General features: G+C 69.5%; 14 protein-coding genes. 8 read left to right on the forward strand and 6 right to left on the reverse strand.

The window, feature by feature from the left end; all coding sequences use genetic code 11:
- The first annotated feature begins 16 nt into the window (after positions 1-16).
- The 7 genes from Y590_RS05645 (at position 17) to Y590_RS05675 (ending at position 6,081) form a co-directional block, all read left to right on the forward strand.
- Positions 17-685, forward strand: coding sequence for an urease accessory protein UreE (locus Y590_RS05645; protein WP_060768996.1), 669 nt, complete (start codon positions 17-19; stop codon positions 683-685).
- A 41-nt stretch (positions 686-726) separates the two neighbouring features.
- Entirely contained in the window at positions 727-1,407 is a 681-nt protein-coding gene (locus Y590_RS05650) for an urease accessory protein UreF (RefSeq protein ID WP_083530774.1), read from the forward strand.
- 20 nt (positions 1,408-1,427) lie between these two features.
- Complete coding sequence (gene ureG, locus Y590_RS05655) at positions 1,428-2,075, forward strand: urease accessory protein UreG (RefSeq protein ID WP_060768998.1); 648 nt, start codon at positions 1,428-1,430, stop codon at positions 2,073-2,075.
- Positions 2,076-2,079: 4 nt separating this feature from the next.
- The gene (locus Y590_RS05660; RefSeq protein WP_060768999.1) at positions 2,080-3,015 is read left to right on the forward strand and encodes an urease accessory protein UreD; all 936 of its coding nucleotides are present in this window, start codon (positions 2,080-2,082) and stop codon (positions 3,013-3,015) included.
- A 15-nt stretch (positions 3,016-3,030) separates the two neighbouring features.
- Positions 3,031-4,059, forward strand: a complete 1,029-nt coding sequence (gene yut, locus Y590_RS05665; protein WP_060769000.1) for an urea transporter — start codon at positions 3,031-3,033, stop codon at positions 4,057-4,059.
- A gap of 149 nt (positions 4,060-4,208) precedes the next feature.
- Positions 4,209-5,447, forward strand: a complete 1,239-nt coding sequence (locus Y590_RS05670) for an ammonium transporter (protein ID WP_060769001.1) — start codon at positions 4,209-4,211, stop codon at positions 5,445-5,447.
- A gap of 391 nt (positions 5,448-5,838) precedes the next feature.
- Positions 5,839-6,081 carry a hypothetical protein gene (locus Y590_RS05675; protein WP_015821983.1) on the forward strand — a complete coding sequence of 81 codons (243 nt, stop codon included), beginning with the start codon at positions 5,839-5,841 and terminating at the stop codon, positions 6,079-6,081.
- Between the two features lie 175 nt (positions 6,082-6,256).
- On the opposite strand, the gene Y590_RS05680 is transcribed toward Y590_RS05675, so the two are convergent.
- The 4 genes from Y590_RS05680 to Y590_RS05700 form a co-directional block, all read right to left on the reverse strand.
- Positions 6,257-6,913, reverse strand: a complete 657-nt coding sequence (locus tag Y590_RS05680; protein WP_060769002.1) for an HD domain-containing protein — start codon at positions 6,911-6,913, stop codon at positions 6,257-6,259.
- Between the two features lie 26 nt (positions 6,914-6,939).
- Complete coding sequence (locus tag Y590_RS27240; RefSeq protein WP_286161860.1) at positions 6,940-7,566, reverse strand: hypothetical protein; 627 nt, start codon at positions 7,564-7,566, stop codon at positions 6,940-6,942.
- The gene (locus Y590_RS05695; protein WP_060772173.1) at positions 7,563-8,063 is read right to left on the reverse strand and encodes a hypothetical protein; all 501 of its coding nucleotides are present in this window, start codon (positions 8,061-8,063) and stop codon (positions 7,563-7,565) included. Before Y590_RS05695 ends, Y590_RS27240 begins: the two co-directional genes overlap by 4 nt.
- A gap of 65 nt (positions 8,064-8,128) precedes the next feature.
- The gene (locus Y590_RS05700) at positions 8,129-8,878 is read right to left on the reverse strand and encodes a hypothetical protein (RefSeq protein WP_060769003.1); all 750 of its coding nucleotides are present in this window, start codon (positions 8,876-8,878) and stop codon (positions 8,129-8,131) included.
- Positions 8,879-8,928: 50 nt separating this feature from the next.
- Here Y590_RS05700 and Y590_RS05705 point away from each other — a divergent pair, with 50 nt between their 5' ends.
- Positions 8,929-9,258 carry a hypothetical protein gene (locus Y590_RS05705; RefSeq protein ID WP_060769004.1) on the forward strand — a complete coding sequence of 110 codons (330 nt, stop codon included), beginning with the start codon at positions 8,929-8,931 and terminating at the stop codon, positions 9,256-9,258.
- Between the two features lie 18 nt (positions 9,259-9,276).
- Here Y590_RS05705 and Y590_RS05710 read toward each other — a convergent pair whose 3' ends face one another.
- Both Y590_RS05710 and Y590_RS05715 read right to left on the reverse strand, forming a co-directional pair.
- Positions 9,277-9,786 carry a hypothetical protein gene (locus Y590_RS05710; protein WP_060769005.1) on the reverse strand — a complete coding sequence of 170 codons (510 nt, stop codon included), beginning with the start codon at positions 9,784-9,786 and terminating at the stop codon, positions 9,277-9,279.
- Positions 9,783-11,900: a M48 family metallopeptidase gene (locus tag Y590_RS05715; protein WP_060769006.1), complete on the reverse strand. Its 2,118-nt coding sequence runs from the start codon at positions 11,898-11,900 to the stop codon at positions 9,783-9,785. Before Y590_RS05715 ends, Y590_RS05710 begins: the two co-directional genes overlap by 4 nt.
- Between the last annotated feature and the right edge of the window lie 512 nt (positions 11,901-12,412).

A 12,412-nucleotide genomic window follows, 5' to 3' on the forward strand; every position in this document is an offset into this window, starting at 1 on the left:
CCGTTGGGAGAGACGAATGATCCTCGTCGAACACAAACTCGGTCATCTCGGCGATCCGGTCTGGCAGGAGCGCGCGGGGCAGGCGCGGATCGATCCGCTGGTGCTGGAGCAATGGGAGGCGCCCAAGAGCCGCCTGCGCAAGGCCAGCGAGAGCGGCATCGAGCTGGCGATCTCGCTGCCGCGCTCCGAGCACCTGCACGACGGCGATGTGCTCCACTACGACGCGGCGCAAAAGCTCATCGTCGTGGCCCGGATCGCCCTCAAGGAGGTGCTGGTCATCGAGCTGGAGGGGCTGGAGAGCCTCGCGCCGCACGACATCCTGCGCGCCTCCTTCGAACTCGGGCACGGCCTCGGCAACCAGCACTGGCCGGCGGTGATCAAGGGATCGACGGTCTACGTGCCGCTCTCGGTCGATCAGAAGGTGATGGCGTCGGTCATGCGCACGCACGCCTTCGCCCATGTGACAACCCGCTTCGCCCCGGGCGAGGAGGTGGCGGCCAAGCTCGACGCGAAGGAGGTCCGGCTGCTCTTTGCCGGTGCCGACGCCACCCCACACCACCATCATGACGGTCACGAGGCTGCACAGGCCCAAGACCACCATGAAGACCACCAAGACCACCCTGATCACGCGCACGATCATGGCCATTCGCACGCGCATCATCACCGCCATGATCCGGTGGCGTGATGCGGCACGGTGAGCCGAGGGCCCGTCTCGCACCGCGCGGCATGACGCATCTCGCGCGCCTGCTGCAATTCTCGGATTCGACGCTGCCGATCGGCTCCTTCGCCTTCTCGAACGGCCTCGAATCCGCGCTGCAGACGGGGATCGTCAGCGACGCGAGCAGCCTGCTGCAATTCGTCGAACTCGTTCTGCACCAGAACGCCCGGGTGGATGGCGTCGCGCTGCTGCACGCCCATCGCGCCGCCCTGGCGGAGGACTATTCCGGCATCGTCACCGCCGACCGAGCGTTGCTCTGCCGCCGCGTCGGCGAGGAGCAGCAGCTGATGCTGACGCGGATGGGCAAGAAGCTCGCCGAGCTGGCGCTCAAGATCGGCCCCTCGCCGGTGCTGGAGCGCTGGCTCGCCGATATCCGATCGGACGCCACCCCCGGCTGCCTGCCGATCGGTCAGGCGATCACCCTCGCACATCTCGGCGCGGACGAGACGGACGCCTTCGTCGTCCACCAGTACGGCATGGCCTCGATGATCCTGAGCGCCGCGCTCCGGCTGATGCGGATCGACCATTTCGAGACCCAGCGCATCCTGTTCGCCGCCCAGGGCCGCGTCGAGGACGACTACCTCGCCGTGCGCGATCTCGCCCTCGACGAGATGGCCGCCTTCGCGCCGGTCTTCGACGTGCTCGTTGCTCATCACACCACGGTCCATGTCCGCCTGTTCATGAATTGAGTGCGGCAAAGGAAATCGAGATGAAGAAGATCACCCGTATCGGCATCGGCGGCCCGGTCGGCTCGGGCAAGACGGCCGTCATCGAGACCATCACGCCGCGCCTGATCGCGCTGGGGATCAAGCCGCTGATCATCACCAACGACGTCGTCACGACGGAGGATGCCAAGCAGGTGCGCCGCACCCTCAACGGCGTGCTGATCGAGGAGAAGATCGTCGGCGTCGAGACCGGGGCCTGCCCGCACACGGCGGTCCGCGAAGATCCGTCGATGAATATCGCCGCGGTCGAGGAACTCGAAGACAAGTATCCCGACAGCGACGTGATCCTGATCGAGTCCGGCGGCGACAATCTCACGCTCACCTTCAGCCCGGCGCTGGCGGACTTCTACATCTACGTGATCGACGTCGCGGCCGGCGACAAGATCCCGCGCAAGAACGGCGCCGGAGTCTGCCAGTCGGATATCCTCGTCATCAACAAGAAGGATCTCGCCCCCTATGTCGGCGCGAGCCTCGACGTCATGGCGCGCGACTCCAAGCTCATGCGCGGCAAGAAGCCGTTCCTCTTCACCAACTGCAAGACCGGCGAGGGCGTCGACGACCTCCTCCAGCTTGTTCTCGACATGGCGCTGTTCGACGTGAGGACGGGTCCTCCGCTCGCGGCGAGCGCGTGAGACCATGACCCTGCACGAGCCACTCGGCCTCATCGACGCGGCGCGCGAACTGCGCGGTTTCCAGACCGAGCCGGCGCAGATGCGGGCGGGCGCGCCCGGCAAGGTCGGCCGCTTGCGTCTCGGTTTCTCGCTGCGCGGCGGTCGCTCCGTGCTCCACGACCTCTACCGGGTCGCTCCACTGCTGGTGCAGCAGGCGCTCTACTGGGACGAGGCCATGCCGGAACTGCCGGTCTGCCCGATCATCTCGGTCGGCGGCGGCATTCTGCAGGGCGACCGCTACACGATCGACATCGCGGTGGGGGAAGGCGCCTGCGCGCACATCTCCACTCAGGGCGCCAACCGCATCCACGGCATGGATGCGAATTATGCCTCGCAGCATCAGACCGTGACCGTCGCGGCGGGTGGCTACCTCGAATACCTGCCGGACTTCACCATTCCCTATCGCGGCTCGCGCTTCCTCTCCCGCACGGACCTCGTCGTCGCGGCGGACGCCACCCTGCTCTACGGCGAGATGGTTCTCGCCGGCCGCAAGCATCATCATGTCGCGGAGCGGTTCGGCTTCGACCTGCTGTCGATGGACGTGAGCGTGCGCCGGCCCGGCGGCCACAAGCTGTTCGCGGAAAAGATCCTGATCGAGAAGGGCGATCCGACGATCGCCTTCGCGGCGGCGATGCGCGGCTTCGACGCCTTCGCCAACATCCTCTGCGTCACGCCTCCCGAGACGGCCGCGCGCATCAAGGAACGGTTCGAGACCCATTTCCCGATCGAGGCGCCGCGGGCGCTGTCCGGCGTGAGCCGCCTGCCCAACGCTGCCGGGCTGATGCTGCGCGCCGTCGGCGTGGAGACCTACGACGTGCGCAGCGAGGTTCGCCGGTTCTGGCGCATCGTGCGCGAGGAAGCGCGCGACCGGTCTCTTCCCGCCGAACCCTACTGGCGCTGAGCGAGGACCGGACCCATGCCGCGAGCGAACAGCAACCTTCTCGTCCAGTCGCTGCGCGGGACGAGCCAAGTCTTCTTCATGGAGAATGCTCTGACGGGCGTGCTGTTCTTCGTCGCGATGGCCTACGCCTCGTCGGTGACGGGCAATTGGGCCACCACGATCGGGGCGGCGGTCGGCGTTCTCGTCGCAACGCTGACCGCGCGACTTCTGGAATGCGACGCCCCTTCCGTCTCTTCCGGTCTCTACGGATTCAACGGCGCTCTCGTCGGCGCGGCGCTTCCGACCTTTATCGCAGCCTCGCCCCAACTCTGGGCCTCGATCGTGATCGGGGCGGCGGCGAGCACGGTCTTCACCGCCGCCTTCAGCGCGACGCTGACCGGCAAATGGGGCATTCCCGGCTCGACCGGTCCCTTCGTGCTGACGGGCTGGCTGATGGTCGCCGCAGCCTATTCCTTCGGCGGCCTGCACGTGACGGGCGATGCCCCCAAGCTCGCGGGCGATGTCGCGCCCGGCCTCACCGGCATTCCGGGGCCGATGGACCTCGTCGCAATCTTTTTCCGCAACATCGCGCAGGTCTACCTGCTGGGTAGCGCCGTCAGCGGCGTCATCATCCTGGCCGGCATCCTGATCGCCTCGGTCCCGGCCGGGATCGCCGCCGCCGCCGGATCGCTGATCAGCATGGTCGTCGCGATCGCGATGGGTGCCGATCCCAAGGCCGTGAGCCAGGGCCTCTACGGCTTCAGCCCGGTCCTGACGGCGATGGCCGTCGGCGTCGTCTTCCTGACGCCCTCGCCGCGGGTGGCCGTCTATGCCGGTCTCGCCACCGTGATGACCGTCTTCGTCCAGGGCGCCCTCGACGTCATGGTCGCGCCGGCGGGCATCCCGTCCTTCACCGCCCCCTACGTTCTGACGATGTACCTCTTCATCGCGCCCAAGAAGCTGATGGCGCCCCATCCGCACGGGCCGGTGGCCGATCCGATGATCGACGACCAAGGCAAGGTGCCGGGCAAGGCGCCGGTCCACGCAGCCGGAACCGCGCGGTGACGCGCCCGAGCGCCCTCATCCGGACGCCTCGCATGACGGCACGGCATCGATCCCGTTTCGATCGGCACCGTCTTGCCGGACCGGCGAGGCCGCGCATCGCGATCGCCGACACGCCCCCCTTCCGAGAAGCACAGATCTAGGAGCACGCGATGCAAGGCATCAATGCCGGCGACACGGCCTTCATCCTCATCTGCACCGCTCTGGTCCTTATGATGACGCCGGCTCCGGCCCTCTTCTACGGAGGCCTCGTCAGACAGCGCGATGTGCTGTCTGTCATGATCCAGAATTTCGTCTGCATCGGTGTGGTCGGCGTCATCTGGGTGTTCGGAGGTTTCAGCCTCGCCTTCGGTCCGGATATCGGCGGCACGATCGGAAATTTCGCGTTCTATTTCGGAATGTACGATGTCGGCATCGAGCCACATCCGTCCTACGCTCCCAATATTCCCTTCATCATGGTCTTTGCCTACCAGATGATGTTCGCCATCATCACGCCGGCCCTGATGACCGGCGCCTTCGTCGGGCGCTTTCGGTTCGGCGCCTACCTGTTCTTCGTCACGGCCTGGACCATCCTCGTCTATGTGCCGGCCGCGCACTGGGTCTGGGGCGGAGGCTTCCTGGCCAAGCTGGGCGTCGTCGATTTCGCCGGCGGGATCGTCATCCACACCTCCGCGGGATTTTCCGCGCTGGCGACGGCGAAGTTTCTCGGCAAACGGAGAGTGGCGGCGGGCGAATCCGAATCCGCGCCGGCCAGCCTGCCCCTGGTCGCTCTCGGTGCAGGTCTGCTGTGGTTCGGCTGGTTCGGCTTCAATGCCGGCGGCGCCTATGCAGCGGATGCGCTGGCGGCCTACGCCTTCACCAACACCATGCTCGCGGGCTCCATCGCCATGCTGGTGTGGATGTTCTGGGAATGGCGCGAGACCAAGCACCCGTCCTTTTCAGGCGTCCTCGTCGGCGCAGTGGCGGGGCTCGCGACGATCACACCGGCCTCCGGCTATGTCGAGCCCATCGCCGCCCTGGCGATCGGCGCCATCGGCGCGACGGCCTGCTACTTTGCAAAGCACGTCCAGAAGTGGCTGAAGATCGACGACACGCTGGAAGTCTGGCGTGCCCACGGTGTCGGCGGCCTCACCGGTGCCCTGCTCATCGGCCTCCTGGCCAGCCCGCACATCAATCAGGTCTCGGCGAGCCTGCAGCAATTCGGCGTCCAGCTTCTCGCCGTCCTCGTCGTCGGCGCTTATGCCTCCTTCGTCACCTTCATGATCCTGATGGGCCTGGATCGCTTCGGGACGCTGCGGGTGCCGGAAGAGGTTCAGGAAGAGGGCCTCGACACGATGCTCGGCGAGCGCGCCTTCAACCTGTGGAACATGGATCGCACCCTCCCGAAGTAGCCTCGTTGCGACGAGCGCCCCCGCAAGGCGGGACTGAACATCGAGGGCGTCTCTCTGAGCTACGGGTGCTGATCGTGGTCTGCGCGTCGCCCAACTGGGTGTGGACGCAATCGCGCTGTATGGGCCAATCGAATGCCCTGATCGCTCAAAGGGATGGCTGCGCGCCCCTCCTCAGGCAAAGGTCACCTGTTCGCATCGTGTCGGGCACGTCAATTTTTTCAATAGCTTAGCTTGCATTTGGCGCCTACGTGCCAGGAAGCATGGTGCGGACGGCAGGCGGTAACGCGCTGATTCGCGCATCCGGGCTGGCTGGCTCCGGCTGCCGAGGATAGGGCATTCGGACGGGAGCGGCCGGAGCGCGGCTCGCCCCAGCGACAGGAACAGCCACACAATGCCGATCAAGGCCCTGAACGATCGTAAGAAGCTGTCGGGCGACTTCAACGAGGCCAATGACGCCTTCATCGACGCGGTGCTCACGGCGCTTCAAGCGGGCGAGATCCCGCTCGATCTGGCCCGGGCCTACCTCGCGCATCCGGTTGCCATGATGCACGCGGATGGCGCGCAAGCGGTGGCCAATTACTTCGAGCGGATCCTGTCGCAGAAGCCCAAGATCAACTGGACACCTGGCGATTGAGCCTCAGGCTTGCGCCGGCGCCCCCTCCGGGCCGACGGAGACGATCGGCCCGGATCAGAGTGCCGTGAAGTCAAAAGGACGGGCGCGGAACAGGCCATGCTCAGCGACGCCGGATCGCTTGTCGGTGGCGTCGGGCGCGGGCCGCCGAACCGGTTCTCGGTTGCGAAGGCATCCCTCACGCCCCCTCGCCGGTATGGCCGGCCCGGAGCGTGTCCGCCTCGGCCGCGAGGTTGGCTCGGGCGGCTGTCTCGAAGCGGTCGCGAAAGGGGCGGGTCTGGTAGAGGTCGGGCCGGGCGAGGAAGCGGTCGAGCACGCCCGCGCGGCCGAACCGCCATGCCGCTTCGGGAACCGCAGCGTATTCGCGCCGGATCGCCGCCGCATAGGCCTCGTATTCCGGGCGGGGTGCGCCCAACACCGCGAGATCGAGGTCGAGCATCAGCCGTGTGGCCGCGTCGTCGCTCGGCGCGTGGGCGGCGCTCGCCTGGATCATCGCCTCTGCCGCCCGGATCGGGCCGGATTCCGGGGCCGGTCCGGCATGAGTCAGCAGCAATGCGGCGCTGCGCCACTCGTTGTCGGTGCGGGCGGTGTCGTAGACCGCATCGTGAAAGAAGATCGCGAGATCGATCGCGTCGTGATCGAGCCCGGCGAAGTCCGGAAGCGCCCGCACCGCGTCGTGCCCTTCGAGCAGGTCCGCGATGTGGCGCCAGCCGTGATAGTGGCGCCCGGCCTCTCCGTACCCGGCGTCGATTGCCCGCCACGCTGCCTCGGCACCGTCCGCCCGCACCGCCCGGCCCCAGAGTTCGTCGAAACGTGCGCGCAGGCGGTCGTTCATGTGGTCGTTCACGGGCGGGCCTCAGTTCACACGGTCGCAGGTCGAGGCCGCCTCTCCGCGTTGCCGCGCAGGCCGCCCGGCGGGCGAACCTCGCAGACGACGTATTTGCCCTGCCGTTCCAAGGTGAAGCTCGGGCCGGTGGCCGAGACGATGCGGTGACCGCCGTTCAGGAGCGCGCTCATCGGCTGGTCGATCGCCTCCCAGGTGGTCGGAAGGCGCGGCGGTGCGGCGGATGGCGGGGTCTGCGCCCGCGCAAACGTCGCGGGAATGCCCGCCATGCTGCCCGTCGTCATCGGGCAGCCGCCGTGATCCTCGGCGAGCGTCAGCGCGGCGTCCTCCGGGGTGAAGGCGAGGCTGCCGCGGATGCGCTCCGGTTCGCCCGGGAACCACGTCTCGACCGCGGCGCGGGCACCCGCGAGCCGGCCCCGCAGCAGGAAGATGCAGCTGAACGACGGCATCCCGTCGGCCCCGCCGCGCTCCTCGACGAAGACGCCGGAAACGGCCTCGCCCTCCACCGCCAGGGTCAGGCTGTCGTAGACGCCCGAACGCGGCAGCGGCTCGGCGGCGGCCGCGCCGCACAGGGCGAGCCCGGCGAGAGCCGCGGATGCGCAGATGCGGCGCCCGCGGGACCGAGGCGGAACCGGCAGGATCACAGGTTCTTTTCCAGAACCTGCACCACCGCCGCCACACGATCCTTGAAGTCGGCGACGTTCGAGAAGGGCCGCCAGTTCACGTCGAGGACGCCGCCGTCGAATTTCAGACCGTTCGGGTAGTTCGAGGCCGGCGCCGTCTTCTCGTCGAAGCGGATGCGGATCGACTTCAGCTTCGCCTGCAGCGCCTCGCGGCCCATCTTGTCCTTGCCGACGTCCTTCAGCCCGGCCGCGATCGGCTCGAAGATGGTCTTCTCGAAATAGCCTTCGTCGGCATAGTATTTCGCATCGCCCGGCAGGGTGATCTGGTCCCACGCCACCTCGACCGGCACGGGAAAGCCCGCGGCCTCCTGGATCGCCTTCTCCTGCGCGGGGTAGCGGCTCTCGCGATAGGCCGTGATGGCCCGGCGTTCGGCGAGCCCGAGCGTCGGCTCGGCCCGGGCCGCGGAGGCGCAGAGCAGGGTCGCGGCGGCGGCGAGCGCGTTGCGGCGTGAGATCATGCGGCGGTTTCTCCTCGAAGGGCGGCCCGCATCGCGGGCGCCGGGGGCAAAGGGCGGGTGCGCCGTCACGGCGTCGGCCGGCATCGCACCGGGCCGGCGGCCTCGATGGCGAGGCTGCCGGTCCAGACGAGCCGCACCGGGAAGGAGACGATGCTCGGGGTATCCTTGGGGGCCTTGCCGGCGCGGTAGGCTTGCGCGCAGACCTTGACCGGCGCCGGCAGGGCCGCGACCGGTGCCGGGAGCTTTTCCTCGCGCACGATCCGCGCCCAGCAGGCCGCGCCCCCTTGCGGGATCGAGCAGGCGCCCTGCACCCCGCGGCGGAAGCCGAGCCGCAGCGTCGCGCCCTCGGCCGCGAAGCGGTCGATGCCGTCGTCGGTGATCGTGTCGGTGAACAGCCTGCGGCCGCTCCCGGCATCGATCACCGCGAAGGGCATGGTGCCGTTGGTGCTCGCATCCTCGAAGACGAGGAACCCGTCCGCCCGCCCGATGAAGCGCTGGCCGCCGGTTTCCAGCGTACGTGCGCTGACGCCGGGCGCGGCGCGGCAGGCCACGGGTGGGCCGCCGCGGATCGGGATGAGCGCCGCATCCCCGGGCTCGGGGGTGCCGGTGTCGCTCTCGCGGATGACGAGATCGGGATAGAAGGTGCAGGTGATCTCTCGGCCCTGCGCATCCCTGGCGGTCTCGACCTTCGCGGGCGGATCGAACCGAGCCACGTTCCAGCCCTCGGCGGCGAACGGCGTCGCGGCGGAGAAGCCGACGAAGAGCCCGGCGAGGGCGGAGCAGGAAAGAAGCTGCTGGCTGCGTGTGAGTCTCACGTCGAATCTCTGCCGAGCGGGGCCGCAACCATGGATGGAAGAGTGTGACGATGACCCGATCGTGGACCGCCGCCGCGCTTCTCAGCGCGCTGATTCTCGTGCACCTGCCCGCCCCGGTGCGGGCCGATCCGGCCCTCTCGCCCACGCAGAGAAAGAGCCTGCCCGCCGAGGTCGTGACCTATCTGGATCGATACAGGGGCTGCAACCACTGGTCGGGAGAGGAGGCCTACGACGCGGCCCGCGGCCGGGAGATCGCCGCCGCCGTCAAGACGCTGCGCTGCGACGCCATCGAGGCGGACGAGAAGCGGCTGCGGCAGCGCTACGGCCGCGATCCGGCGGTGCGGAAGGCGCTCGATGCGGCCGCGCATGCGGACGGCTGATCCCGCCGGAATTGCCCGTCACCCGGCCGCACCGGAAGCGGCGCGGCGGTTGCGCACCAGCGAGAGGAGCGCCCCGAAGATGACCGCCGCGAGCGCGGCCATGATCACCACGAGGGTGATCGTCCGGTTCCACAGCCGGTCGAGGCCGAGATCGGTGGTGATGAGATCCGGGCGCGCCGGATCGGCCATCGGCCCGGCGCCGAAATCGCCGACATGCAGGCCGGCGAACACGTAGTTCACCCGGCGTGTCACGGTGCCGGTGGGCCGGCGCAGACTCAAGGTGAGGTCGCAGATGTGGATCGCGATCTTGGAGCTGCACTTGCCGTCGCTGATGCGGGCATCGGGCACCGGCTCGGCCGTCTCGCGGACCTGCCAGTCCGAGACCAGGGCCGGAGCGGTGTAGAGGGCGCAGGCCCCCAGCAGAGCCGCGAGCGCCACGACGCCGAACAGCACCCAGAAGGTGGCCATCCAGCCCTGGCCCTGGGGCGGCAGCCGCAAGGGTTCGGCGCGATCGGGCGATGCGGTCATGGAGCCTCGGCGAGTTGGGGGTTGGGGGAGGATCGCTGCGCGCCGGCCTCGGTCTCGGCAAGGAGGCGCCGGGCCTGCGCGGCCATCTGGTAGCGGCCGATCAGGTCGGCGAAGTCCTGCGGCTTCATCCCGCGCGGAAGGCCGATCGCGAGCGTGACGATGCGGCGCTTCGCGTCGAGCTTGGTCCCGTGCCGGCCGGGGCTACGCTGCGGCCAGTCCGCCTCCGGCGGCAGCAGCAGGCGCGTGAGGATGCCCCTCTGGTGGAACGTCATGTCGAGGTCGGCGATGGCATCCCAGGGGATCGTCCGGTCGAGCCCCGGCGCCTTCAACCCCTCGGGGCCGAGGATCAGCGTCACGGGTTCGCCCCGGCGCAGGATCAGCGCGCCGGCCCCGCCCAGGAGCGCGGCGAGGCCGAGCGCCACCGCGAGCACGACGCCGTTGTCCTTCGCAGAGATCCCCGGCACGCCGAACACGGCGATCGCGAGGGCGACGACGGCGAACAGGCCGCCGCCCACCGCGAGCGCGATCCCGCGCGGACGGTAATTGGCGCGCAGCACCCGCTCTTCGGTGCCGACCTCCGCCGCCGTCGCCTCGAGATGGGCGCGGTACGCCGCGTCCTGCGCCCGGATCACGCCGAGGAAGTCGTCGGTCGCCGCCCGGCTGAGCCCGGCCGGGTCGGCGAAGTAGGCGGCGAGCTGCCCGAGCGCATGGGGCGGCGGCACGGCGCCGGCCGCGGCCAGGAGGTCCGCGTCGATGGTCCGCCCCAGGGCGGCGACGCGCTCGCGGGTCGGCGGGTGGGTGTCGGTCGGGTGGGCCTGCTCCTCCTGCCAATGCGCCGCCGGGTCGTCGAGCCCCTGCGCGATCGCGCGGTCGAGGGCGGCGGCCACGAGGTCGGGCGGGGCGGCGTCCGGCGCGTCGGTCGCGGCCTGGAGCGTCTCGAAGATGCGCGGCCCCACCGCGCCGGTGCGCAGCAGCGCACGGGCCGAGGCATCGATCGAGGTCACCCCCGCGCCCGCCGCGTCGGCCGCGAATTCCCGCGTCCGGCTCCAGTGGCGCACGGCGAGATGGAAGCGCTCCATCACGAAGACGCCGAGGCGCAGCGACGGCCCGAGCAGCCCGAGCGAACCCTGATGGCCCTCGGCCACCGCGTCGAGGGAGCGCTCGACGCCGGCATAGATCGGCAGGAAGCGCTGGCTGTAGGTGGTGTCGCCGCCGGCATAGTGGGCGAGTTCGTGGCCGATGATCGCCGCCACCTCGTCGCCCCGCATCAGGGCGAGATAGGGCAGCGGCAGGTAGAGGATCCGGCCGGTGACCCGCACGCCGCCGGGCTCCAGCACCGCCGGCCCGGCGCTGACGAAGAAGCCCTCGGTGAGCCCGACCACCACGGCCTCGGGCTTCAGCGCCCCGAGCCGCGCGGCGAGCCCCTCGAGGAGGCGCCACAGGCCCGGCGCTGCTTCGGGCGTCACCGTCCGCCCGATGATCGGCAGCGGATCGGGCTCGAACGCGCCGAGCGCCCGGCGCAGGCCGAGCACCGTGCTGCCGGCCACGACGACCACGGCGCCGACCGCGGCAACGGCGATCGCCAGGAGCTTCAGCGCGCCGCCGTCGAAGCCGTTTTGGAGGAGGGCCGCCGCCTCGAAGGTCACGGCGGCGACGAAGCTCGCCGTCGCCGCCAGGATCTGGAGCGAGAGCGTCGCGGGAAGGAGCCGGCGCATCAGCGAGAAGCCGCGCACCAGGGCATCGCGCGAAGCGCGGCCGAGGCGCCCCAGGACGGCGCCGGCGAGCAGCACGAGCAGGGAGAGCGCGGCGGCCAGCGCGCCGCCCGCGACCACGACCGGCGGCAGCACGCGGCGCCACTCCATCAGCGTGGCGAGAAGCCCGGCCTCGTCGCGGGCCTCGCGCGCCTTCTGCACGGCGAGCGGGCCGCCGTAGTTCCGGCCCTCGTAGCGGAATTGAAGGCGGGGATCGAAGCGACCGTCCCGCGGCGCCCGCGCCTCCATCTGCGTCACGAGGCCGGCCAGCCGCTGCCGTTCGGCCTCGAACTCGGCGTGATCGTCGGCGCCGCGCCGAACCTCCCACAGGCCGAGCAGCAGGAGGACGAGCGGCAGCAACACGGTGGCCGCGACGAGGCGCGCCAGGGCACGCGGACGCGAGCGCGCGGGCGAAGTCGTTGCTTCGGGGATGCTCAGCCTCCTGAAGCCGGGCGGGCGACGGCAAGGCCCGCATGCGGATGAGCCGGACATACGACGAATGCCGGCCGACGACAGCGATGACGACTCCGCAGATGTCGTCAGTTCCAGGTTATTAAAGTTGTGCGCAACAGAGGACAGGCCCGGATCGCTAGGATTTCTACCCTGCTGAGCCCATAGGTCAACCGAATGTTGTCCTGCCGGCTAGGCCCCCCGGCACGGTGGAATCTCACGCCGGCCGGCGGCCGGATCAGGCGCGAAAGAGGCGCCGTGGCCGCCCAGCACCGGTTGACCGTCAGTCGATCGTCGGGATAGCCTCGCGCCAACAGAGTATTGTCATGGCGCAGCTCTGTCGAGGCATGGCCTTTGCCGGGCGCGCACCACGATCATAAGCTGGATAAAGAGCGGCGATCGGCTCCTAAATCGATCCTTGCTCT

Origin of the sequence: Methylobacterium sp. AMS5 (assembly GCF_001542815.1) — a bacterium.
Classification (GTDB): domain Bacteria; phylum Pseudomonadota; class Alphaproteobacteria; order Rhizobiales; family Beijerinckiaceae; genus Methylobacterium.

Bases quoted from the DNA above. Each gene is read 5' to 3' on its own strand.
- Y590_RS05645 (WP_060768996.1), top strand. From the start codon at position 17: ATGATCCTCGTCGAACACAAACTCGGTCATCTCGGCGATCCGGTCTGG.
- Y590_RS05650 (WP_083530774.1), top strand. From the start codon at position 727: ATGACGCATCTCGCGCGCCTGCTGCAATTCTCGGATTCGACGCTGCCG.
- ureG (WP_060768998.1), top strand. From the start codon at position 1,428: ATGAAGAAGATCACCCGTATCGGCATCGGCGGCCCGGTCGGCTCGGGC.
- Y590_RS05660 (WP_060768999.1), top strand. From the start codon at position 2,080: ATGACCCTGCACGAGCCACTCGGCCTCATCGACGCGGCGCGCGAACTG.
- yut (WP_060769000.1), top strand. From the start codon at position 3,031: ATGCCGCGAGCGAACAGCAACCTTCTCGTCCAGTCGCTGCGCGGGACG.
- Y590_RS05670 (WP_060769001.1), top strand. From the start codon at position 4,209: ATGCAAGGCATCAATGCCGGCGACACGGCCTTCATCCTCATCTGCACC.
- Y590_RS05675 (WP_015821983.1), top strand. From the start codon at position 5,839: ATGCCGATCAAGGCCCTGAACGATCGTAAGAAGCTGTCGGGCGACTTC.
- Y590_RS05680 (WP_060769002.1), bottom strand. From the start codon at position 6,913: ATGAACGACCGCCTGCGCGCACGTTTCGACGAACTCTGGGGCCGGGCG.
- Y590_RS05695 (WP_060772173.1), bottom strand. From the start codon at position 8,063: ATGATCTCACGCCGCAACGCGCTCGCCGCCGCCGCGACCCTGCTCTGC.
- Y590_RS05705 (WP_060769004.1), top strand. From the start codon at position 8,929: ATGACCCGATCGTGGACCGCCGCCGCGCTTCTCAGCGCGCTGATTCTC.
- Y590_RS05710 (WP_060769005.1), bottom strand. From the start codon at position 9,786: ATGACCGCATCGCCCGATCGCGCCGAACCCTTGCGGCTGCCGCCCCAG.